Below are 22,586 nucleotides of genomic sequence, written 5' to 3'. Positions count from 1 at the left end.
GCGGACACCACGACGCACGACCGCCACGAAGACGACCGACCCGAAGACGACGGACACGAAACGCGAGGACGACCGAAGTGAACCGGATGCACGAATGGATCGCCGGGGCCAAGACCGACCTGGGCATCGACCTCGATGTCAACGTCGGTGAGCTGCTCGACATGACGAAGGTCGTCGCCCACGGGGTGGCCCGCCCGGCGGCGCCGATCACCTCGTTCCTGGTCGGCTACGCGGCGGCCCTCCAGGGCGGCGGCGCGGAGGCGGTCGCCGAGGCCAACCGCCGCGTGACCGCGCTGGCCGAACGCTGGATCGCCGAGCACGAGGCCGAAGGCGAGAACGGTCCGGCGACCCCGTGAACGACGCACCGCTGAGCGGCGGCCGGGCGACCGCCCCGCACGCACACGGCCGGGGCGCCGCTCCCACCTGGGAGCGCGCCCGGTCGATCGCGCGCACGGCGGGGCACGCGCTGCCCGCCGTGCCGCGCACTCTGGACGACGCGCTCGGCCACGCGCTGGCCGAGCCGTTGACCGCGCTCACCGACCTGCCGTCGTTCGCCACCTCGGCGATGGACGGCTGGGCGGTCTCCGGCACCGGTCCCTGGCAGCCGGCAGGGCGCAGGGTGCTGGCCGGTGAGCAGCCCGGCCCGCTCGCACCGGACACCGCCGTGCCCATCGCCACCGGCGCCCCGCTGCCCCCCGGCGCCCGTGCCGTACTGCGCCGCGAGCACGGGGAGACCGGCGAGCGGGACGGTCTGCTCCACGACCGCACCCCGGGCGGCCCGGTGGCCGACGGCCGGGACGTGCGGCCGCGCGGTCAGGAGTGCCGCAGCGGCGAGGCGTTGCTTCCCTCCGGCACCACGGTGACCCCGGCGGTGCTCGGCCTCGCGGCCGCCGCCGGGTACGACCGGCTCTGCGTGCACCGCCGGCCGAGCGTGGAACTCCTCGTGCTCGGCGACGAACTGCTGCGCTCCGGCGTGCCCCGGGGCGGCCGGGTCCGCGACGCGCTCGGTCCGATGCTGCCCTCGTGGCTGCGCGGCCTGGGCGCCGAACTGATCGGGCAGCACCGGATCTCCGACCGGCTCGGGATGCTCTACGAGGCCGTGCGCCGCTCCCCCGCCGACGTCGTGATCACCACCGGCAGCACGGCGGCCGGACCCGTGGACTTCCTGCACGACACGCTGGAGATGCTGGAGGCCCGGCTGCTGGTCGACTCGGTGGCCGTCCGGCCGGGGCACCCCATGCTGCTCGCCGAGCTGCCGCCCGCCGAGGACGGCCGCGCCCGCCGCCTGGTCGGCCTGCCGGGCAACCCGCTGGCCGCCGTCGCCGGGACGCTCACACTCGCCGTCCCGCTGCTGCGCGCCCTCGGCGGCCACGCCGACCCGGAGCCACGCCTGTCGGTCACGGGCGGGGAGCTGCCCGGGCACCCGCGCGACACCCGGCTGCTGCCGGTGCGCCGGGCGGACGCCGAGGTGGCCCCGCTGCCGTACGACGGTCCGGCCATGCTGCGCGGCCTCGCGCTGGCCGACGGTCTCGCCGTCGTCCCGCCCGGCGGCGCGCCCGCCGGGGCGACCGTGGAGGTCCTGGACCTGCCCGCACGGTGACGGCAGCGCCGCTCGCCCTTCCTCCCCCCGCCCCCACGAGCCAGACGACAACCACCGGAAAGGCACAGGACATGGAGACACAGACGGCACCCGCCGGGATCATCCGCTACTGGGCCGCGGCCAAGGGCGCGGCCGGTACGGCCGAGGAGCCCTACCGCGCCACGACGCTCGCCGAGGCGCTGGAGCAGGCGCGGGCCCGCCACGCCGACCGGCCGCGCTTCGGACAGGTGCTGGGCATCTGTTCGTTCCTGGTCGACGGCACCCCGGTGGGCGACCGCGACCACACGGCGATCGCGCTGCCCGAGGGCGGCACGGTAGAGGTGCTGCCCCCGTTCGCGGGCGGCTGATCCCGCACTCACCCCGTACGACCGCTCCCCCATCGGAACCCGGACCCTGGACCGCGCCATGCTTCACCTGCCCGAGACCCTCTCCTCCCTCGCCTCCCCCATCCGGCTGCTCGCCGTGCGCGACACCGCGCTCTCGCTCGACGAGGTGTACGCGGCGGTCGGTGACGACGCGGCCGGCGGCACCGCCCTCTTCGTCGGCACCGTGCGCGACCACGACGGCGGCAAGTCCGTGACCTCGCTGGAGTACAGCGCCCACCCGAGCGCGGAGGCGGAGCTGCGGCGGGTGGCCGAGAAGGTCGCCGCCGACTTCCCCGTGCTCTCCCTGGCCGCCGTGCACCGTACGGGACTGCTGTCCATCGGTGACGTCGCGGTGATCACCGCCGTCTCCTGCCCGCACCGTGCCGAGGCGTTCGCGGCCTGCAAGCTGCTGACCGACACCCTCAAGCACGAGGTGCCGATCTGGAAGCGGCAGCTCTTCGTGGACGGCACGCGGGAGTGGGTCGGCGCCTGCTGAGCGGCGCGCCGCGGTCCCCGCCGGCCGCCGTGGGAACGCTCAGCCCGTGACGATCCCGGTGACCAGGTTGATGGTGGTGGCCAGCACGCTGATGCCGAACAGGTACGACAGCAGACAGTGCCGCAGCACGACCGAGCGGATCACCGGGCTGGAGACGCTGGTGTCGGAGACCTGGTAGGTCATGCCCAGGTTGTAGCTGAAGTAGAAGAAGTCCCGGTAGGCGGGCGGCCGCGAGGAGTTGAAGTCGATGCCGCCGTCGGCGGGGCCGTAGTAGAGGTACGCGTAGCGGGCGGTGTACATCAGGTGCAGCGCCGCCCAGGCCATGAACACCCCGCACACGGCGACGGCGGCCGCCGCGGGGCCGGTGCCGGAGCGGTCCGCGACCAGCAGCAGCACGATGCCGACCAGGCCGAGCAGCGAGGCCGCCACGACCACGAGTTCCTCGACGCACGGGCGGAAGTCCTCGCGCCGGGCGTTGGTGTGGGTGGCCTTGGCGTCCATGGGCCACAGCACGATCCAGCCCGCGACCACGAAGAGGATGCCCGCCGCCGCGATACCGCAGAGGATGCCCAGCGCGGCCTGGGCGGTGGTCAGTCCGACCGCTACGCCGACCGCCGCGCCGACGCCGACCGCGCCGGCCAGCCTGGGAACCGCGGACACCGGCAGCCAGATGCTCATGCGCCACAACAGTAGTCGGCCCGGCCGCCGTCGGCCCGGTGTCCGCCGCCTCCTGGCCCGGCGGACACCGGGCCGACGGCACGGCCGAGGCCCCGGCCGATCTGCCGGAGATATCAGTCGATCCCCTGGTCAGAAGGGGTTTCGTAAGTGATCAGGAATCCGACCGGAGCAAGTGATATACACCGAACATGTCCCTATCCCGCCCGCCCCAGCGCGCCGTGACCGGTGACGGCCGGCGGCGAGCGGCCGCCGCTCTCGCCCGGGTGCTCTCCCCGCGGGGAGCCCTCGCGCTGCAGAAGGTGGACGGCGCGTTCACCTTCGCCCTGCGCGCCGCGCTCGCCATGGCGCTCGCCGCGCTGCCCGTCGTCGCGGCCGGACGCCCGGACCTGAGCGTGTACGGGATGATGGGCGCCTTCACGACGACGTTCGGGCGCAATCTGCCCTACCGGCGCCGCGCCAGGGCGCTCGCCGCGGTCGCGGTGGCCATGACCGCCTGCGTGGGGCTTGGTTCGCTGCTCGCCGCGGTGGCCCGTCCCTGGGAGGGCAGCACGGGCGCCATCGCGGTGGTGGCGGCGACGGCGGTGGTCGCGGGAGTGGCGAAGTACTGCTGCGACGCCACCCGGCTCGGCGGGCTCGGCGCGATTCTGCTGCTGTTCTCCTTCGCGGTGTCCGCGAACGCCCACACCACGCTCGGGGAGGTGCTGCCGCGCACCGGGCTGGCCGCGGCGGGCGCCGCGCTCGCCTGGGTGCTGGCGGTCCTCGGCCGGTTCGTGCACCCCGACCGGCCGGAGCGGCTGGCGGTGGCGGGCGCGCTGCGCTCGCTCGCGGAGCTGATGGACGCGGCCCGGGGCGGCACCGGACGCTCGCGGCAGCGGGCCACGGCCGCCGTGCTGCAGGCGTACCACAGCCTGGGTCTCGCCCCGCCGACGGACGGCGACCGGGTGAACCGCGAGGTGACCACCGTGCGGCTCGCCGACCTGTCCTGGACGATACTGATCGACTCCTCCGTACGGCTCCCGCACGACCCCGCCGAACTGGCGGGGCTGCTGCGTGCCCAGGCCGGCCTGCTGGCCGACCGGCGGATCGGCGATCCGCCGGTGCTGCCCGACCTGTCGGCGCACACCCCGGTGACCTCGGCGCACCGCGGGCACCGCTGGCAGCGCACGACGCCGGTCGATCCGGCGGCCCGGCGAGCCTGGGTGCTGGTGCGCGGCCGGGCCGGCGGGCACACGCCGATGGCGGTGCTGGTCGTGCCCGCGGTGCGGATGTTCCTCGGCACGCTGGTGGCGGGCGGGGTGGCCGTGGGTCTCGGTCTCGGGCACGGCTACTGGGCCGCGATCTCGGCCGCCGCCGTGCTCCACGCCGTCAACGTGCGCACCACGATGCAGCGCGCCGTCCAGCGCACCCTGGGCACGGCCCTCGGTCTGCTGATCGCCCTCGGTGTGCTGGCCGGGCATCCCGCGCCCGCGCTCCTCGCCCTGGTGATCGTGATCCTGGAGTTCCTGCTCGAGTACATGGTGGTGCGCAACTACGGTCTGGGCGTGGTCTTCCTGACCCCGCTGGCGCTGCTGCTGAGCGATCTGGCCGACCCCACCTCGCCGGAGCGGCTGGTGTACGACCGAGGGCTCGGCAGTCTGCTCGGGATCGTCGTCGGGCTGGCCTGTTCACTGCTCGTGGTGCACGACCAGGCGGCGGTGCGCGTGGAGCGCGCGCTGGCCGCCTGCTCCGACGCGACCCGGCGGGCGGAGCGGACACTCGCCGCCGGACGTCCGGTGCACCCGGTCGTCCCGGTGCGCCTCGCGGTGACCGTCGTGGAGCTGCGGGACGCCGACGACGCGGCGGCAGGTGAGCTGTGGTCGGCCGGGATCGACCCGGCGGCGCTCGCCGCGGCCGAACAGCGCGCCTATCTGCTGCTCGCGCGGCTGCTGCACCACTGACGGAACGGCCCGGCGGGAGCGCCGCCGGGCCGCCGACGGCGGTTGTGTGAGAGCCCGTTGTGATTGTCCGGGAGTACGGGACTTCCTCAACGCCCCTGTGATTAGGTGGGAGTTTCCCGCACGGGGAGATGAGGAGGCTGATGAACGTGTCAGTGCCACCGATGGGCTTCGGCTCTTTTGGATCGTCAGATCCTTTCTCCGATCTGTTGAATCGTTTCTTCGGGATGTCGGCCACGTCCTCGCCGCCGGCCGTGCAGCGGGTGCCGGTGGGCCGTCTGCTCACCGAGTCCGCGCGTGAACTCATAGCGCGCGCCTCGCGCCGTGCCGCCGAGGACGGCAGCGAGGACCTGGACACCGAGCATCTGCTGTGGGCGGCGACCCAGGTCGAGCCGTCCCGTTCCCTGCTGGCCCGCGCCGGGGCGGACCCCGACAGTCTGGCCAAGGAGTTGGAGTCCTCGCTGCCGGCGGGCAGCGGCACTCCGTCCGCCGAGCCTGGTCTCACCCCGGCCGCCAAGCGGGTGCTGATCGGCGCCCACGCCCGCTCGCAGGCGAGCGGTGCCTCCTACATCGGCCCCGAGCACATCCTCCAGGCACTGCTCGACCCGGGAAACGACCAGGCCACCACGGTGGCCCGCAACCTCGGGGTGGACACCGACCGGGTCGCGCGCGACGCCGGTACGGCCGCGCGCGCGGAGGCCCCGCAGGAGCCGAGCAGCACGCCGACCCTGGACGAGTACGGCCGTGACCTCACCGCCGACGCGAAGGCCGGGAAGCTCGACCCGGTGGTCGGCCGGGGCGAGGAGATCGAGCAGACGATCGAGATCCTCTCGCGCCGCTCGAAGAACAACCCGGTGCTGATCGGTGAGCCGGGTGTCGGCAAGACCGCCATCGTGGAGGGCCTGGCGCAGCGGATCGTCTCCGGTGACGTGCCGCGCACGCTGGAGGGCCGCCGGGTCGTCGAGCTGGACGTGGCCGGGCTCGTGGCCGGGGCCAAGTACCGGGGCGAGTTCGAGGAGCGGCTGAAGAAGGTCATCAAGGAGGTGACCGAGGCGTCGGAGGAGGTCGTCCTCTTCATCGACGAGCTGCACACGGTCGTCGGCGCCGGTGGCGGCGGCGAGGGCTCCATGGACGCGGGCAACATCCTCAAGCCCGCCCTCGCCCGGGGCGAGCTGCACGTCGTCGGCGCGACCACCCTCGACGAGTACCGCAGGTACGTGGAGAAGGACGCCGCCCTGGAGCGGCGCTTCCAGCCGGTCAAGGTGCCCGAGCCCTCGGTCGAGGAGACCGTGCAGATCCTGGAGGGCCTGCGCGACGCCTACGAGGCCCACCACCAGGTGCGCTTCAGCGACGCGGCGCTGGTCGCGGCGGCCGAGCTGTCCGACCGCTACATCGCGGACCGCTTCCTGCCCGACAAGGCCATCGACCTGCTCGACCAGGCCGGTGCCCGGGTCCGGCTGCGCTCGCGCGGCAAGTCCAAGGAGGTCCAGGACCGCGAGGACCGGCTCGCCCGGCTCAACCGCGAGAAGGACGAGGCGGTCGCCGGCGAGGCGTTCGACCGCGCCAAGGACCTCAAGCACGAGATCGCCGAGGTGCAGAACGAGCTGGCGCAGATCGAGGAGCGCCGCGAGGGCGTCGTCGCGGTCACCGAGAACGACATCGCGGAGATCGTCTCCCGCAAGACCGGCATCCCGGTCGCGCAGCTCACCGAGAGCGAGAAGGAGCGCCTGCTCAAGCTGGAGGACGCGCTGCACGACCGTGTCGTCGGGCAGGACGAGGCGGTCCTCGCCATCGCCCAGGCGGTACGCCGCAACCGCGCGGGCATGGGCGACCCCGGCCGTCCCGTGGGCTCCTTCCTGTTCCTCGGCCCGACCGGTGTCGGCAAGACGGAGCTGGCCAAGGCGCTCGCGGAGCTGCTCTTCGGCGACGAGGACCGGCTGATCCGGTTCGACATGAGCGAGTTCCAGGAGAAGCACACCGTCTCCCGCCTGGTCGGCTCCCCGCCCGGGTACGTCGGGTACGACGAGGCCGGTCAGCTCACCGAGAAGGTGCGCCGCCAGCCGTACAGCGTCGTGCTCTTCGACGAGGTGGAGAAGGCGCACCCGGACGTCTTCCACACGCTGCTCCAGGTGCTGGACGACGGCCGGCTGACCGACTCCCAGGGCCGCACCGTGGACTTCCGCAACACGGTGGTGATCCTCACCAGCAACATCGGCTCGCAGTTGATCCTCGCCCACCAGGGCAAGGTGGACGAGATCAGGGGCGAGTTGGAGTCGGTGCTCCAGGGACACTTCCCGCCGGAGTTCCTGAACCGCATCGACGAGACGATCGTCTTCCACGCGCTGTCCGAGCAGAACCTCGGGCACATCATCGACCTGCTCCTGGAGCGCAGCGCCAAGCGGGTCCGGGCGCAGGGCATCCGTCTGGAGGTCACGGAGGCGGCGAAGAAGCTGCTCGTCGCGCACGGCTACAAGCCGGAGTTCGGCGCGCGTCCGCTGCGCCGCACGATCCAGACCGAGCTGGACAACCGGATCGCGGAGCTGGTGCTCTCCGGTGAGGTGGACAAGGGCGACACGATCGTGGCGGACGTGGTGGGCGACTCGCTGCACCTGAGCGTGCGTCACCCCGAGAAGTCCGAGGTGGCCGAGGAGCCGGAGAAGCCGGCGAAGTCCGGGGCGCCCGCGACGTAGCGGTCGGCACCGGTCGGAGGGGCGTGCGGAGGCTTTCCGTACGCCCCGTCCGTTCGCCCGCTACCGTGAGGCCATGCGCCATGAGGTGACCGACGCCGACACGGCGGAGGCGGTGGGCAGCGGTGACGTACCCGTGCTCGCCACCCCGCGCCTGATCGCCTGGCTGGAGGCGGCGACTGTACGGGCCGCCGCGCCGTTCACCGGGCCCGGCCTGACCACCGTGGGAACCGCCGTGCGGGTGCGGCATCTGCGGGCCACCCGGGTGGGCGGGCACGTGGAGGCGACCGCCGAGCCGCCGTCCGGCGAGCCGGGACGGCGGCTGACGTTCGCGGTGCAAGCCGTGGACGGCGCGGGCGAGTTGGTGGCCACAGGCGAGATCGACCGGGTGGTCGTGGACCGCGCGGGCTTTCTCGCGACGGCGCCCGACTGACCCTCGCCTTCCCTGCTCAGACCGGGCTGTGCCCCCGGAGGTAGGCGACCACGGCCGGGGGCAGCCCGGCGCTCTCCGCCTCCTCGAACGGCAGCCACTTGAGGGCGTCCCGCGAGAGCCGGGCGCCGCCCGAGGGGTCGTCGGTCAGCAGACTGCACAGCACGGCCGGGGGCTCCTGTCCGGGCTCCAGCGGCTGGGAGCCGTCGACCAGATAGCCGGTGAGTTCGTACACGATCCGGGCGGCGGCGGCCTCCGCCGACTCCGCTTCCTCGGCGGACCCCGAGGGCAGCACCCATCCGTCGCCCTCGGTCACCAGCAGCAGCCGTCCGTCGTACGGCACCACCGCCTGGACCCCGCCCCCGGTCTGCTCCCACGTCATGACCCGTGCACCCCATCCCTGTTCGCAGGTCGGCCGTCCGGCCGCGCGGCCGGACGGTCGTCTCCTACCCAGGGGCCGAGCGCCCCGCACGCGAACGGTTCAGGACTGTGTGATCTGGGACAGGAACTTCTGCGGGTCCGTGTCGACCTCGCCCTCGACGGTGACGACGGGGATGTTCTCCTTGTCGTACCAGACCGCAGGGGTACCGGGCAGCCCGAAGGTCTCGAAGGTGGAGATGGACTCGCCCGCCCAGGTCACGTAGGTGTGCCCAGACACCTTCTGGTCGAAGTCGGAGGAGCGCAGCCCGTCCACTGCGTTCGCCACGGACAGCAGCACGGCGGCGTCGGAGAACTTGTCCTCGCCGGGCGGGAAGGGCTGGTTGTCGAAGAGCGCCGCCAGATACCCGATGAGCTGCTCCTGCCCCGCATCGCTCGCGGCCGCCAGTGCGGCGACGGCCTGCTGGTCACCGTCCCCGCCCACACTGTCGTCGATGGCCCCGGCGAAATGGAACTTCACGACGGCCTTGCCGTCGTCCGCGAGCTGCTTGATCGTGCCGAGCAACGCCTTGGCCATCCGGGCGGACGCCCGGTCACGCATCTCCAGAAACACCTGCAGCTCATGCGGCGCCGACAGATCACCGTAGTAGAGCGTCTTCCCGTCGGGCCCGGTCGTGTGTGCGGGAGTGGTCATGTTTGTGAGCTTGGCACAGTCTGGTCAGGTCTGTCCTGACATGGCCGCGCTGCCGTGCTCGGCTGCGGGCAGTCGTGCCGCAGGGGCGATGGGGGTCCCCCTGGCCGAGCGAAGCCGGGAGCTCGGGGGAGGGTGGGCACGGCGGCACCGGACCGCACCCGCGAACGGCCATGCCCGCCACGCCGCCGACGGCACCCCGCACGACACCCGGCCACCCCTGGCGCAGTCTGGAAGAGTGAACGCATCGCAGGACATGACCGCGGACCGGGGCAGAGGCCGGGACCTCGACGGCGCGGTACTGGACGCCCTGTTCGCCGACTCCCCCCACCCGGTGTACGTCCTGGACACCGAACTCCGACTGGTCGGCTTCAACGACGCCGCAGGACACTTCCGCCACCTGCCCCCCACCGGCGCCCTGGGGATGCCCCTGCGCCAGTGGGCCCCCGGCCTGCACCACGAACAGGTCGAGGCCATGCTCCGCGAGGTCCTGACCACCGGCGAGCCGAGGTCGGACTTCGAGGTGGAACACCGCCCCGTACCGGACGCCGCCGCCGGCGCCGGTCTCCCCCACACCGTCCTGTCCCTGGCCGCGTTCCGCCTGCGCGATTCCGTGCGCGGGGTGAAGGGCCTGGCGCTGAGCGTGATGGACGCGACCGAGCGCTACCGGGCGCAGGTGCGCCTGGAGGTGCTGCGGCACGCCAGCGCACGGATCGGCACCACGCTCGACATCGTGCACACGGCGCAGGAGCTGGCGGACGTGTGCGTGCCCGATCTCGCGGACACGGTGGTGATCGACGTCCTGGACGCGGTGCTGCGCGGCGACGTGCCCCCGCTGAAGTCGCTCGGCCACGATCTGCTGCTGCGCTGCGCGGGCTACAGCTCGGTGCGGCCGGCGAACGGGCATCGTCCCATCGAGGTCGGCAGCGTGCTGGAGCCCGGTCTGTCCTCGCGCTACAAGCAGGTCCTCACCGAGCGGCGCCCGGTGCTGCTCGGCGGTCCGGACGGTCACGAGGAGGCGGAGACGCACGGCAAGAGCAACGCGCTGGTGCCGGAGCAGGACGCGCACTCGCGGATGGCGGTGCCGCTCGCCGCCCGGGGCGGCATCCTGGGCCTCGCCCGCTTCTACCGGCAGCGCACCGCAGTCCCCTTCACCGAGGACGACCTCCGGCTCGCCGACGAACTGACCCGGCACACCGCGCTGTGCCTGGACAACGCCCGGCTCTACACGCGCGAGCGCTCGGTGGCCCGCATCCTCCAGCTCAGCCTGCGCCCGGTGCGGGTCCCCGGGCACGGCGCGGTGGAGACGGCGCACAGCTATCTGCCGAGCAGCACCAGCGGGGACTGGTTCGACATCATCCCGCTGTCCGGCGCGCGTGTCGGGCTCGTCGTCGGGGAGCCGCCGACCCGGGGCATCCGGGCGGCGGTGACCATGGGCGGGCTGCGCGCGGCGATCGGCGCCCTGGCGACCCTGGACCTGCCGCCGGAGGAGTTGCTGGAGCGGGTGCACGACCTGGTGTCCCGGCTGGACGCGGAGGAGTCCCGGCACCCGGACGAGACGCTGGACAGCAGACGGGCGGGGACGCGCTGTCTGTACGCGGTCTACGACCCGGTCTCGCACCGCTGCACCCTGGCCAGCGCGGGCCATCCGCCGCCCGCCGTGGTCCGGCCCGGCAAGCCGGTGGCCTTCGCCGACATGCCGATCGGGCCCCCGCTGGGACGCGGGGCGCCGCGTTACCGGTCGGTGCGCGTCGAGCTGCCCGTGGGCACGCTGGTCATGCTGTGCAACCCGGTGCTGCTGCGTGACGCGAGCCCCGACTCCCAGGAGCAGTTGGCCCGGCTCGGGGAGGCGATGCGCCCCGAGGACCGTCCGCTGCCGGACATCGTCAAGACGATCCTGAGCGATCTGGCGCGCCCGCATCCCACGGGCGACGGGGTGCTGCTGCTCGCCCGCACGCTCGGCCTGGGCAGCGACCGCGTCGCCTCCTGGTCCCTGCCGAACAAGCCGGAGGCGGTCGGTGAGGCCCGCAGCCGCACGGAGGAGCGGCTGGAGCACTGGGGCCTGGCGGAGCTGGCCTTCACGGCGACGCTGGTGGTCAGCGAGCTGGTCACCAACGCCGTGCGCTACTCGGAGGGGCCGATCCGGCTGCGGCTGGTCCGTGACCACGCGGCCCTGATCATCGAGGTGACCGACGACAGCAGCACCGCGCCCCAGTTGCGGCACGCGGAGGACGACGACGAGCACGGGCGGGGGCTGTCCATCACCTCGCAGCTCACGGAGCACTGGGGCACCCGGCGCGAGCACCGGGGCAAGACCATCTGGGCGGAACTGGCGCAGCACGAGGCGGCCTGAGCGCGTCCGTCCGGACCTGCCCCCGTCTGTCCGCCGCGCCGCCCACACCGTTGCGCGAGTGTGGTCCGTACCGCCGGGGAATCCCTTCCGCTCGGGGTGCGTGGTGGTGGAGACTGCCGCCCAGCCGATGCGGCCGTCACTGCGGCCCGCTCGTGCAACTCCCTTACTTTTCAGGCGTGTTCATGCGCCATCACCCCCGGAAGACCAAGGGCTCCCCCATGCCGACAGCTTCGCCGTCCCTGCGTCTGGCCGCCACGGCCGCAGGGCTGCTTCTCGTCTCCACCGCGGCCACGGCCACGGCCGCGCACGCGGCGCCGAACGCCACCGCCGCCCCGGCCGCCGACGCGCACGGCGCCCGGGCGGCCGACGCCGCGGCCACCTGGCACGGACCGCTCTCCACCCAGGGCCGCTACATCGTCGACAGCCAAGGCGAGCGCTTCCGGCTGAAGTCGGCCAACTGGGACGGCGCGCAGGGCTCGTGGAACGGCAGTGGCAGCACCGACGACCCGGCGAACCACCACGCGGGCCAGGACTCGCACAACATCCCGCTCGGCCTCGACCGGGTGCCGTTGGCCCAACTGATGTCCGACTTCCATCAGTTGGGCATCAACAGCATCCGGCTGCCGTTCTCCAACGAGATGATCCACTCCACGGCGACGGTCCCCGACGCCGCCGTCGCCGCCAACCCCCAACTGCGCGGCAAGACCCCGCTCCAGGTCTACGACGCGGTGGTGAACGCGCTCAGCGACAGCGGGTTCGCGGTCATCCTCAACAACCACACCAACACCGCCCGTTGGTGCTGCGGGGTCGACGGCAACGAGCGGTGGAACACCAGCCAGACCACGCAGAAGTGGGCGGACGACTGGGTGTTCATGGCCCGCCGCTACGCCTCGGTGCCCGGCGTGGTCGGTGCCGACCTCTACAACGAGGTCCGCCGCAACATCCTCGACGACCCCAACTGGGGGCTGGGCGACGACCACGACTGGTATGCCGCCGCCCAGTTGGCCGGTGACCGCATCCTGACCGAGGGCAATCCGAACCTGCTCATCGTGATCGAGGGCATCAACTGGACGGGTCTGCCCGTGGACGGTCTGCCGCACGGCCGCCCGATGCTCACCCCGGTGCGCACCCTGTCCCACACCCTGGTGAACGCGCACAAGCTGGTCTACTCCGCGCACTTCTACGGCTACACCGGTCCGCACCACAGCGGCGCGACCGGGGTGGGCGAGACCCACGACGCCCGCTACCAGGACATGTCCCGCGACGAGTTGGGGCAGGCCCTGTACGACGAGGCGTTCTTCGTGGAGGAGAACGGCAAGCACTACACCGCGCCCGTGTGGATCAGCGAGTTCGGCGCCGGGTCGGGTGACACCAACGCGAAGACGCGGACCTGGTTCACCAACGCCACCGACTACTTCGCCGACCACGACGCCGACTTCGCGTACTGGCCGCTGGTCGGCTTCGAGGGCCACGACGACTGGGCGCTGCTGCGCTACGACACCGCAGGGCACCGCTCGGGCCTCCTCGACTCCGGCGACTGGCGGGCGGCGGGCTGGCAGCGGCTGATGGCCGACTCGGGCAAGACCGGCGCGGTGGCTCCGGTGCCGGTGTGGCGGATGCTGAGCACCGACCACGGCGACGCGGTGGAGTCCCTGCAGGCGAAGGCGGCCGGCGACTGGGACTCGGGCGCCTACAAGGCGGCCTGCCCCGACGGGCTGCGGCTGATCGGGCTGAGCCACACGAACGGGCGCGGGCTGTGCACGGACGCGGGCGCCTTTGACCTGCGCGCCGCCGACGGCGGCCAGACGGTGGTGAACGACGAGCGGTACGTCCCCTCGGGCGGCGACTGGGCGTCGGGCTACACCAAGTTCCAGTGCCCGTCGGGGGCGTTCCTCATCGGGTACAGCCTGCGCGGCGAGCGGGTCTCGGCGGCGGTGTGCGCTCCGGGCAAGGGGGCGCTCGGCGGCAGCGGTCGCACGGTGTGGTTCGACCGCTCCGACAACCGTCCCTCCGACGGCGCGGGCGGCGACTTCGCCGAGGGCAGCTACAAGGGGCAGTGCGCGGTGAACGAGTACGCGGCGGGCATCGCCTTCACCACCCGCCTGGGCAGCCGCCCGGGGCCCGCGGCGCTGCTGTGCCGCACCCTGCCCTGACCGACGGCTCGCAGTCCCGGCCCGCGCCGCACGACGGCGCGGGCGGGGCCCCCGGTCGGCCGGTCACCTGGTCGACCGGTCAGCGCGCCGGTCCGACGTCGAAGGACAGGTCGTTGTCGACCGTGTAGTACGGCCGCACGGTGGCACCCCCGACCCGCGCCGTCGGGTGGACGAACGAGTGCTTGCGGTCGGCCACGTCGTCCAGGAGGCGTCCGGCCCGAACCGGCGCGGCACCGGCTTCGGTTAGGACGTACACGTCCCAGTAGCCCGGCGCGTCCGGTGCCTCGGCGCCCACCAGTTCGCCGTGGTCCACGGTGAAGGCGAAGCCCCGGTGGTCGGCGTCCACGGCGGGCGTCACGCTCACCTCGCGGCCCCGGCCGCCGCGCAGCCGCACCCGCACGAGACCGTCGTCGGTGAACTCGGTGCCGTGCAGACGCGCGGTCACCGTCGTGGTCCGCTCCCCCACGTCGACGCGGTCGGTCTCGGCGTGCGCGGGGCGCAGCCAGGTCCGCAGCGCGAGGTGGCCGTCCTTGGTGGCGTAGGGGACGCGCACCGCGACCGGCGCGGGCCACTCGCGCAGATGGCCGTCGAGGAGCGCACGCAGATCGCGGGGGCCGGAGCGCAGCCGCTCGGGTTCGGCGCCGGGTGCGCGGACCAGGAGGACGTCCCAACGACCCTCGGTGAGAAGAGGCTTGGGCTCCAGTACGGCACGGAGGCGTCCGTCGCCCGCCGGTTCGAGGGAGAGGGCGTGCTCATCGGGTACCGCTTCGCCCTTGGCGGGTCTGCCGCGCAGCAGGACGCGGGCCCCGGGGTCCGCGCCGGCGGACCCGGGGAGTTCGAAGGTGATCCGGCCGTCGGCGTCGGCGCGGCAGAGCGCCCGGGGTGCGGTGCCGTTCGTTGTCGTCATCGGCGTACTCCTCGCAGGCGCAGAGTCCGCAGGACGCGCGCGGCGGTGACGTGGGCGAGGTCGCGGGCGGCGTGGGCGGTGCCCGTGAGGGTGTGGCTCAGGGCGTCCGGGCCCGCCTCGGGGCGGTGTCCGGCGGCGCGGGTGGCGAGCGCGTCGGTGAGCAGCCGTTCGGCCTCGGCGACGACGGACGCGGGGGCGTAGCGCCGGGCGTTCTCGGCGGCGGCGCGGCCCATGGCGCGGCGGCGCTCGTCGTCGCGGACGAGGTCGAGCAGGGCGGTGCCGAAGGCGTCGGGGTCGCCGGGCGGGACGAGCCGGCCGTCCACGCCGTCCTTGATGATCTCGCCGGGGCCGTAGCGGCAGTCGGTGCTGACGACGGGGAGTCCGCAGCGCATCGCCTCGACGATGGTCATGCCGAACGGTTCGAAGACCGAACTGGCCGCCCCTATGGACGCCTTGACCCACTCGCCCTCCATGGGGGCGGCGGCGCCCATCAGATGGACGTTGTTGCTGAGGCCGAGTTCGTGGACGAGGTCGCGCAGCCGGTCCCGTTCCTCACCCATGCCGTAGACGCGCAGGCGCCAGTCGGGGTGTTCGGCTGCGACCTTGGCGAAGGCGCGCACGAGGAGGTCGTAGCCCTTGACCGGGACGAGCCGTCCGGCGGCGACGATCAGCTTGGCGCTGCCGTCGGCGGGCGGCAGTACGGGGTCGGGCACGCTGTTGGGCAGCGCCTGCACGGGGACACGGTCGAGGCGGGCCTGGCGGCGGTAGACGCGGGCGTCGGCCTCGGTGACGGTGGTGAGCAGGTCCAGACGGCGGTAGGCGCGGCGCAGCACGGTGCGCAGATGGGGCGAGTGGTGGTCCCAGGTGAGGTGCTCCTGTCCGACGCGCAGGACGCGGTCGGGGGCCTGGAGGGCGAGGTGGACGTTGAGTCCGGGGCGGGTGCCGATCACCACGTCGGCGTCGGTGTACGCGAGGCACCTGGCGATGCGTTCGTCGGTGAGCCGGCTGTACTGGCCGTGGCGCTGCTCGGCGGCGGGGAAGACCCGGGCCGGTTCCTTGTGCAGCGGGTCGTCGCGTTCGGTGCGCAGGTCCACCAGGGGCCGCACCCGGACCCGGGGGTCCAGGGTGAGGGGTGGGTTGTCACGGTTGCGCAGCACGGAGACGATCTCCACGTCGTGCCGCTCGGCGAGGGCCCCGGCCAGATTGAAGGTCGTGGTGATCGTCCCTCCGATTCCGTACGCGTTGTGCAGAAGGAAAGAGATCTTCATATTGGTTCAGACCTCGGTGACGCGCCGTTGGTTGCGCGACGTTACCAGTTCGCCGCTTGCGGGCGTCGGCGCTGCCGGGGCGGGTGCCGCGCCGGGCGGCGGGCGCGAAACGGCGGCGCGTTTCGGTGCGGTCAGCAGAGCACGGCGAGGTCGCGGGGGCGGACGCGCACGGTGACGGGCAGGGTGGCCTCCACCTCGCCGTCGGCGCCGTAGGGCAGGGGCCGGCCGGCCTCGATGCGCACTTCCCGGCCGCGTACGACGCTCACCTCGGGGCGGCGCACATGGGTGCCGGTCTTGAGGTCGTTCATGAGGGCGAAGAAGAGGGTGCGGGGTGCCTCGCGGACGAACACGACGTCGAGGAGGCCGTCGTCGATCTCGGCGCCGGGCGCGATGACCCGGCCGGAGCCGTAGTAGCGGGAGTTGGCGGCGACGACGGTGAAGCCCCGGTATTCGTGGGGCACTTCGTCGACGGTGACGCGGAAGTCGGCCGGACGCCATCCGGCCACGGCACGCAGGCCGCCCGCGTAGTACGAGGCCGGACCCCGCAGCAGCCGGGCGTGGTTGGCGTACCGGTTGGCGAGGGCGTCCACTCCGGCGTACACGCTGCCGAGGACGACGGTGCGGGGGTGGACGGCCGACTCGACCTCGATGGTGTCGACGTTCCGGGGCTCGGCGTGCAGCAGGACCTCCGCGAGGGCGGCGGGGTCGGCGGGCTGGCCGAGGGCGCGGACGAAGTCGTTGCCGCGTCCGGAGGGGATGAGGCCGAGGAGGGCGCCGGTGCCGCTGAGGGCGCCGCCTATCGCGCCCGCCATGCCGTCGCCGCCGACGGCGAGGACGACACGGCCCGACTCCCCCGCCTCGCGGGCGAGTTCGCGGGCATGGTCGAGGTCGTGGCTGTACTCGGTCTCCAGTGCGGCGCCCGCGTCGCGGAGCAGGCGGCCGACCGCGAGGAGGGTGGCGGCCCCGGTGGAGCCGCCCGCGGTCGGGTTGACCACGGCGGTGAACTGGCGCATCGGTGTGCCTCCGGGGCGGGGTGGGTGTCGGCGGGGCCGGTCAGTCGGCGGGGAGCAGGACGCCGGGGTTGAGCAGGCCGTCCGGGTCGAGGCGGTGCTTGACGGCGCGCAGGGCGTCGACGGCGAGCGGGCCTGCCTCGCGCACGTACCAGTCGCGGTGGTCGGTGCCGACCCCGTGGTGGTGGGAGATGGTGCCCCCGGCGGCGAGGATCGCCTCGTTGGCGGCGTGCTTGGCGGGGGTCCAGTGGGCCACCGGGTCCTCGCCCTGGGCGCTGACGACGGTGAAGTAGAGGGAGGCGCCGTTCTCGTAGACGTGCGAGACGTGGCACATGACCAGGGGCGGGGTGCCCGCGCCGGTGAGGGTGTCGGTGAGCGCGGTGCGCACGGCGGCGTACAGCTCGGGGACGCGGGACCAGAACGCGGCGGTCTCCAGGGTCTCGGCGAAGGCTCCGGCGTCGAGGAGGGCATCGCGCAGATAGGGCGCCGAGTAGCGGCCGTGGGCCCAGCGTTCGCCGGGTTCGGCGCCCGCGAAGGTGCCGCCGGAGTCGCGCAGGACGGCGGCGGCGCGCTCGCGGCGGAACGCGACGTCCTCCTCGGTGCCCTCGTACCCGGTGACGGCGAGACACCCCTGGTCCGAGGCGGCGCCGATGCGGTCGGGCTGGGCGAGACCGATCAGGGTCTCGGTCTCGTCGGACAGGCGCAGCACGGTGGGCCGGGGTCCGTCCTGGGCGAGGCGGCGCAGTGCGACGGTGCCCTCCTCAAAGGACGCGAACCGCCATGCCTCGTACACGCGTCGCTCGGGCAGCGGGCGGATCCGCACCGTCACGGAGGTGATGACGCCGAAGGCGCCCTCGGAGCCGAGGACGAGCTGGCGCAGGTCGGGTCCGGCGGCCGAGCGCGGCGCGCGGCCCGTCTCGATCGTACCCTCGGGGGTGGCGAGGGTGAGGCCGAGGACCATCTCGTCGAAGCGCCCGTATCCGGCGGACGCCTGGCCGCTGGAGCGGGCGGCGGCGAACCCGCCGACGGTGGCCCACTCGTAGGACTGCGGGAAGTGGCCGAGGGTGAAACCGCGCTCGGCGAGCAGGGCTTCGGCCTCGGGACCGCGCAGTCCCGGCTGGAGGACGGCGGTACGGGAGACGGGGTCGAGGTCGAGCAGACCGGCCATGCGGCGCAGGTCGAGGGCGACGAACTCCCTCTGCCGCGGGGCGAGTCCGCCGACGACGCTGGTGCCGCCGCCGAACGGCACGACGGCGAGCCGGTGCGCGGCGCAGACCCGCAGCACGGCGAGGACCTGCTCGTGGGAGCCGGGCAGGACGACGGCGTGCGGTACGTCCGCGAGGTCGCCCGCGCGCAGGCGCAGCAGGTCGGGGGTGGACTTGCCGCGGGTGTGCCGGATGCGGGACTCGGCGTCGGTGCGCACGTGTTCGGAGCCGCCGACGACGTCGGCGAGGGCGCGCAGCGCGGCCGGGTCGGCCGGGGTGCCTGGCAGGTCGAGGTCGGTGAGGGTGAGCGGGGCGGTGGTGCGCGGCCGGACGCCGAGCAGGTCGCGCAGCAGACCGGTCACGTTCTCGGGCAGCGGTGCCGCCTTGGCCGGGTCGCCCCAGCCGTTCCACAGCATGTCCATCGAACGGTCGTCCTCACCAACTCGGTTCACACGGAAGGCGGTTCACCCGGTGGTTCGGCCGGCTCCGGGTCCGCCGGGCCCCTCGGGGCGTTACACTGTGACACATGACGTCCATCCGTCACAACCATACGGACGCCGACCCCGTGCTCGACGCGGTGCGCGACTGCGTCCTGGCCGTCGGCGTGCGCCGCACCACCCTCGCCGACGTGGCCCGCCGCGCCGGGGTCTCCCGGATGACGCTCTACCGGCGCTGGCCCGATCTGCGTTCCCTGGTGGGCGACTTGATGACCCGCGAATGGCTCGCGGTCGCCACTCGCGTTCTCCCCGAGGAGCGGGCGGGCACCGCCGCGCGGGAGCGGATCGTGGACGGACTGGTCACCGGGGTGGCCGAGTTCCGTGCCCATCCCCTCTTCCGCAAGATCGTCGACGTCGATCCCGAGCTGCTGCTCCCCTATGTGCTGGACCGGCGCGGCGCGAGCCAGCAGGCGCTGCTCGCCCTGCTCGCGGAGGCGCTGCGCGCGGGCCACATGGACGGCTCGGTGCGCGTGGGCCATCCCGAACGGCAGGCGCGCGCACTGCTGTTGACCGTGCAGTCCTTCGCCCTGTCGTTGCGCACCATGACCGACGAGGACGACCCCGAGCTGGACTCCGCGGCCCTGCTCGGCGAACTGCGCATCCTTCTGGAGAGGACCCTCACGCCATGAGCCGTACGGACGCCTCCGCCGGGGCCACGCCCGGATCGTCCCTCGACGCCGCCCGGCGCACCCGTGAACTCGCCTCGGCCACCGACGGATCGACGGCCGACGTGCTGGTGGTCGGGCTCGGCGCCACGGGCGCCGGGGTCGCCCTGGACGCCGCCGCGCGCGGTCTGAGCGTGGTCGCGATCGACGCGCACGACCTGGCCTTCGGCACCTCCCGCTGGAGCTCCAAGCTGATCCACGGCGGGCTGCGCTATCTGGCCGCCGGGCAGTTCGACGTGGCGCACGAGAGCGCGGTGGAGCGCGGGGTGCTGATGACCCGCACGGCACCGCATCTGGTGGCGGCCCAGCCCTTCGTGCTGCCGCTGACCCCGCTGGTCTCGCGCGGCCAGGCGTCGCTGGCGTGGGCCGGGTTCCGCGCCGGTGACATGCTGCGCCTCGCCGCCCGCACCCCGCGTCAGGTACTGCCCGTGCCGCGCCGGCTCGCCGCCGCCGAGGCCCGGCTGCTGGCCCCGGCGGTGCGCACCGAGGGGCTGCGCGGCGGGCTGCTCTCCTGGGACGGCAAGGTGACCGACGACGCCCGTCTGGTCACCGCGCTCGCCCGCACCGCAGCGGCGCACGGCGCCCGGATCCTCACCCGCGTCCGCGCGCTGCGCCTGGAGTCCGGGGGTGCCCGGTTCCGCGACGAACTCACCGGTGAGGAAGGGGAGATCAGGGCGCGGGCCGTCGTCAACGCGACCGGCGTGTGGGCGGGCGGGCTGGTCGAGGGCCTGCGCGTACGGCCGTCCCGGGGCACCCATCTGGTCCTGCGCTCACGGCGGCTGGGCGCCCTCCCGGCCGGGCTGCACATTCCGGTCCCCGGCGAGACCAACCGGTTCGTCCTGGTCCTCCCGCAGGGCGACGGCCGTACCTACGTCGGGCTGACCGACGAGCCGGTGGAGGGCGAGATCCCCGACGAGCCCGAGGTGCCGGAGACCGACATCGGCTTCCTCCTCGACGTGCTTGGCTCGGTCCTCGACACACCGGTGCGCCGGGACGAGGTGGACGGCGCCTTCGCCGGACTGCGCCCGCTCCTCGACACCTCGGCGCCCGGGTCGGCCGGGGAGCGGACCTCCGACATCTCGCGCAGGCACGCCGTGCTCACCTCGGGCGAGGGTGTGGTCACCGTGGTGGGCGGCAAGCTGACGACGTACCGGCGCATGGCCGAGGACGCCGTGGACGCCGCCGTCGCCGCCCACCGGCTCCCGGCCGGGCCCTCCCCCACCGCCGCGCTCCCCCTGGTCGGCGCCGCCGGACCGGCCGCGCTGCGCCGTCTGCCCGCCCCCGGCCGCCTGGTCCGCCGCTACGGCACCGAGGCGGTGGCGGTGCACGCGCTGGCCGAGCGGGACCCTGGCCTGGCCGAGCCGGTGATACCCGGCCACCCGGTCACCCGCGCCGAACTCCTGTGGGCGGTGCGCCACGAGGCCGCCCTCGTGCCCTCCGACCTCCTCGACCGGCGCACCCGGATCGGTGTCGTCCCGCACGACCGGGCCGAGGCGCTGGAGGCGGCGCGGGAGATGCTGGCGCGGGGGTAGGGGTTTCGCCGCAGCGGTCCGGGGGGAGTCGGGGCGGATGGTGTCTCCCGGACCGAAACAGGCACGTCCCGCCCCGCACGAGGCCCCCGGCACCCCCGGGCGGCCCGCTCTGCTGCGCTTCGACGGCTGGATCACCGGCATCGGCACGGCCTTGGGCACCCGGCTGGTCCTCGGCCACTGGCCGCGCTCGCCGTTCGGGCCGTTCAGCGACGTGATGGTGGAGACCGCCGAGGGCCACCGGGTACTGCTGGCCCCGACCCGCCGGACGGCGGACTTCATCGCCGGGACGTACGGCTTCGACGAGGTCAGGGTCGTCCCCGTGGGGGTGCGGACCGACGGCGCCCACTGGAGCGTGGACGCCGGTCCGCTGCTCGCCCTGCGTTTCACGGTGGGCCGACGCGGTCCGCTGGGGCTGCTGCTGCGGGCCGTGCCGGGACGGGTGGCGGCCAGTACGGCGTGCGCCACGGTGTTCGACCCGTTCGCCCGGCTGCTGGGCCTGCGCACCCGCGGTTCGGCGGGCCACGGCCGCTACGAGTGGTACGGCGCCCGGGATCTGCGCCGGGTCACCGCGGGGACGGCCGTGTACGAGGGGCGTGACCTCGGTGCCGTGGGCCCGGTCGTGCCGCCGGTGCTGTTCGGCTTCGGCTCGACGCCGCGCGGGCCGAGCCAGGCGCGGGTGACGACGACGGTACGGGTGCCGGCGGGTCAGCGGTTCTGAGCCTCCGCGGTGCTCCCGGCCGCTCCGCCGGCCTCCGCCTCGTACCGGTCCAGCCCGGTCAGCAGCCCCCGCAGGAACTCCCTGGCCGCGTGCACGTCCTCGCCCGGGATCTCGCCGAACACCGCACGGTGCGCGGTGGCGGCGCGCACGGTGACCCGGCCCAGCGCCTCGGCGCCCGCGCCGGTGAGGACCAGGAGCGGCGAACCCCGGTGGTCCGGGTTGGGCTCGAAGGCCGCGAGGTCCCGCTCCACCAGGTCGCCCGCGACCCGCTGGACGTTCTGGCGGCTCACCCCGAGCCGTCGCGCCGCCTGCGGAACGGTCAGCGGGCTCTCCGCCACCACGCTCATCACCTGCCACCTGGCCTGGGTGAGCCCCTCGGCTGCCGCGGTCCGCTCCCCCAGCCGCCGCAGCGCCCCCGCCGCCTCGTACAGGTCCGCGACCAGCAGCGCCGCCTCGTCACTCATGCCCAGCCTCCCGGCCCGCCCGTCCGCTCTCCGTACCGCAACAGACTGCCACATCCGCAGCACCGGGCCATTTTGACAACATGTTGCCATGGTGGCAACGTGACACCCATGACCCCACACACCGCGGTCCCGACCCTCGAGGCAGCCCTCGAACACGGCGCCTCCGTCCGTCCCCGGGCAGGGGGATTCCCGTACCTCGCCGAGGCCCTGCGCCGGGCGGGGACCACCCGCTGCACGATGACCGTCCCGTCCGGGTCGATGCTCTACCTCACGGACGCCGGACCCGTCGCCCTCCAGGGCGAGCCGCTGATCACCGGCATGACCGACGTGCCGCCGTTCGACCGGGCGGCCCTGCTCGGCGCGCTCCGCGCCGACCAGGCGGGCGAGACGTCGTTCCCCGAGTTCGTGCGCGGCTGCTGGGAGGCGGGGGTCGTCCGGTACGACGTGGACCTCACGGCACGCACCTGCGTCTACCAGGGGGCCGGGGGCGAGACGTACACCGAGACGTACCCGGCGGTCGCCCTCCAGGAGCCTGACGCCCACGTCCCTTGAGGG

The 22,586-nt window shown here is 73.9% G+C and carries 21 protein-coding genes; 13 read left to right on the top strand and 8 right to left on the bottom strand.

Annotation, left to right across the window (positions count from 1 at the left end; genetic code table 11):
• Positions 1-86: 86 nt before the first annotated feature.
• The 4 genes from ACWEEU_RS07345 to ACWEEU_RS07330 all read left to right on the top strand — a co-directional run bounded on the left by ACWEEU_RS07345 (position 87) and on the right by ACWEEU_RS07330 (position 2,461).
• The gene (locus ACWEEU_RS07345; protein ID WP_451729782.1) at positions 87-356 is read left to right on the top strand and encodes a DUF6457 domain-containing protein; all 270 of its coding nucleotides are present in this window, start codon (positions 87-89) and stop codon (positions 354-356) included.
• Positions 353-1,600 (top strand): molybdopterin molybdotransferase MoeA, encoded by a 1,248-nt coding sequence (locus ACWEEU_RS07340; RefSeq protein ID WP_451729518.1) that lies wholly within the window; start codon positions 353-355, stop codon positions 1,598-1,600. Before ACWEEU_RS07345 ends, ACWEEU_RS07340 begins: the two co-directional genes overlap by 4 nt.
• 71 nt (positions 1,601-1,671) lie before the next feature.
• On the top strand, positions 1,672-1,947 hold the full coding sequence (locus tag ACWEEU_RS07335) for a MoaD/ThiS family protein (RefSeq protein ID WP_451729515.1): 276 nt from the start codon (positions 1,672-1,674) through the stop codon (positions 1,945-1,947).
• A 58-nt stretch (positions 1,948-2,005) separates the two neighbouring features.
• Entirely contained in the window at positions 2,006-2,461 is a 456-nt protein-coding gene (locus tag ACWEEU_RS07330) for a molybdenum cofactor biosynthesis protein MoaE (protein WP_385751514.1), read from the top strand.
• 39 nt (positions 2,462-2,500) lie between these two features.
• Here ACWEEU_RS07330 and ACWEEU_RS07325 read toward each other — a convergent pair whose 3' ends face one another.
• The gene (locus ACWEEU_RS07325) at positions 2,501-3,139 is read right to left on the bottom strand and encodes a DUF1345 domain-containing protein (protein ID WP_385751511.1); all 639 of its coding nucleotides are present in this window, start codon (positions 3,137-3,139) and stop codon (positions 2,501-2,503) included.
• Between the two features lie 188 nt (positions 3,140-3,327).
• Here ACWEEU_RS07325 and ACWEEU_RS07320 point away from each other — a divergent pair, with 188 nt between their 5' ends.
• From ACWEEU_RS07320 to ACWEEU_RS07310, 3 genes are all read left to right on the top strand, one after another.
• Positions 3,328-5,076, top strand: coding sequence for an FUSC family protein (locus ACWEEU_RS07320; protein WP_451729510.1), 1,749 nt, complete (start codon positions 3,328-3,330; stop codon positions 5,074-5,076).
• A 140-nt stretch (positions 5,077-5,216) separates the two neighbouring features.
• Positions 5,217-7,763: an ATP-dependent Clp protease ATP-binding subunit gene (locus tag ACWEEU_RS07315; protein ID WP_451729507.1), complete on the top strand. Its 2,547-nt coding sequence runs from the start codon at positions 5,217-5,219 to the stop codon at positions 7,761-7,763.
• Between the two features lie 73 nt (positions 7,764-7,836).
• A complete protein-coding gene (locus ACWEEU_RS07310; protein WP_451729504.1) occupies positions 7,837-8,193 on the top strand; it encodes a thioesterase family protein in 357 nt (118 codons plus the stop codon).
• A gap of 16 nt (positions 8,194-8,209) precedes the next feature.
• On the opposite strand, the gene ACWEEU_RS07305 is transcribed toward ACWEEU_RS07310, so the two are convergent.
• Positions 8,210-8,572 carry an NUDIX domain-containing protein gene (locus ACWEEU_RS07305; protein ID WP_385749166.1) on the bottom strand — a complete coding sequence of 121 codons (363 nt, stop codon included), beginning with the start codon at positions 8,570-8,572 and terminating at the stop codon, positions 8,210-8,212.
• A gap of 99 nt (positions 8,573-8,671) precedes the next feature.
• The gene (locus ACWEEU_RS07300; RefSeq protein ID WP_451729500.1) at positions 8,672-9,262 is read right to left on the bottom strand and encodes a thioredoxin domain-containing protein; all 591 of its coding nucleotides are present in this window, start codon (positions 9,260-9,262) and stop codon (positions 8,672-8,674) included.
• 235 nt (positions 9,263-9,497) lie between these two features.
• On the opposite strand from ACWEEU_RS07300, the gene ACWEEU_RS07295 reads away from it, so the two are divergent.
• Together ACWEEU_RS07295 and ACWEEU_RS07290 are read left to right on the top strand one after the other, a co-directional pair.
• A complete protein-coding gene (locus ACWEEU_RS07295) occupies positions 9,498-11,612 on the top strand; it encodes a SpoIIE family protein phosphatase (RefSeq protein WP_451729497.1) in 2,115 nt (704 codons plus the stop codon).
• A 218-nt stretch (positions 11,613-11,830) separates the two neighbouring features.
• The gene (locus tag ACWEEU_RS07290; protein WP_451729494.1) at positions 11,831-13,765 is read left to right on the top strand and encodes a glycoside hydrolase family 5 protein; all 1,935 of its coding nucleotides are present in this window, start codon (positions 11,831-11,833) and stop codon (positions 13,763-13,765) included.
• Positions 13,766-13,844: 79 nt separating this feature from the next.
• Here ACWEEU_RS07290 and ACWEEU_RS07285 read toward each other — a convergent pair whose 3' ends face one another.
• From ACWEEU_RS07285 to ACWEEU_RS07270, 4 genes are all read right to left on the bottom strand, one after another.
• A complete protein-coding gene (locus ACWEEU_RS07285; RefSeq protein ID WP_451729491.1) occupies positions 13,845-14,672 on the bottom strand; it encodes a transferase in 828 nt (275 codons plus the stop codon).
• On the bottom strand, positions 14,669-15,940 hold the full coding sequence (locus ACWEEU_RS07280) for a glycosyltransferase family 4 protein (RefSeq protein WP_451729488.1): 1,272 nt from the start codon (positions 15,938-15,940) through the stop codon (positions 14,669-14,671). Before ACWEEU_RS07280 ends, ACWEEU_RS07285 begins: the two co-directional genes overlap by 4 nt.
• A 131-nt stretch (positions 15,941-16,071) precedes the next feature.
• Positions 16,072-16,953 carry a diacylglycerol/lipid kinase family protein gene (locus tag ACWEEU_RS07275; protein WP_451729485.1) on the bottom strand — a complete coding sequence of 294 codons (882 nt, stop codon included), beginning with the start codon at positions 16,951-16,953 and terminating at the stop codon, positions 16,072-16,074.
• Between the two features lie 40 nt (positions 16,954-16,993).
• On the bottom strand, positions 16,994-18,577 hold the full coding sequence (locus ACWEEU_RS07270; protein WP_451729482.1) for an FAD-binding oxidoreductase: 1,584 nt from the start codon (positions 18,575-18,577) through the stop codon (positions 16,994-16,996).
• Between the two features lie 104 nt (positions 18,578-18,681).
• On the opposite strand from ACWEEU_RS07270, the gene ACWEEU_RS07265 reads away from it, so the two are divergent.
• From ACWEEU_RS07265 to ACWEEU_RS07255, 3 genes are read left to right on the top strand one after another with little or no spacing between them, the layout of a single operon-like run.
• Positions 18,682-19,281 (top strand): TetR/AcrR family transcriptional regulator, encoded by a 600-nt coding sequence (locus ACWEEU_RS07265; protein ID WP_451729479.1) that lies wholly within the window; start codon positions 18,682-18,684, stop codon positions 19,279-19,281.
• Positions 19,278-20,849: an FAD-dependent oxidoreductase gene (locus tag ACWEEU_RS07260; RefSeq protein ID WP_451729476.1), complete on the top strand. Its 1,572-nt coding sequence runs from the start codon at positions 19,278-19,280 to the stop codon at positions 20,847-20,849. The genes ACWEEU_RS07265 and ACWEEU_RS07260 overlap by 4 nt, the downstream gene beginning before the upstream one ends.
• Positions 20,850-20,886: 37 nt before the next feature.
• Positions 20,887-21,567: a hypothetical protein gene (locus tag ACWEEU_RS07255; protein ID WP_385749142.1), complete on the top strand. Its 681-nt coding sequence runs from the start codon at positions 20,887-20,889 to the stop codon at positions 21,565-21,567.
• Here the strand turns inward: ACWEEU_RS07255 and ACWEEU_RS07250 are convergent.
• Entirely contained in the window at positions 21,555-22,031 is a 477-nt protein-coding gene (locus ACWEEU_RS07250; protein ID WP_451729473.1) for a MarR family winged helix-turn-helix transcriptional regulator, read from the bottom strand. The genes ACWEEU_RS07255 and ACWEEU_RS07250 overlap by 13 nt on opposite strands.
• A gap of 108 nt (positions 22,032-22,139) precedes the next feature.
• Here ACWEEU_RS07250 and ACWEEU_RS07245 point away from each other — a divergent pair, with 108 nt between their 5' ends.
• Entirely contained in the window at positions 22,140-22,583 is a 444-nt protein-coding gene (locus ACWEEU_RS07245) for a DUF1398 family protein (RefSeq protein WP_451729470.1), read from the top strand.
• Positions 22,584-22,586 lie beyond the last annotated feature (3 nt).

Source organism: Streptomyces sp. NPDC005004, assembly GCF_053600675.1.
This window is presented reverse-complemented; position numbering and strand designations above follow the sequence as displayed.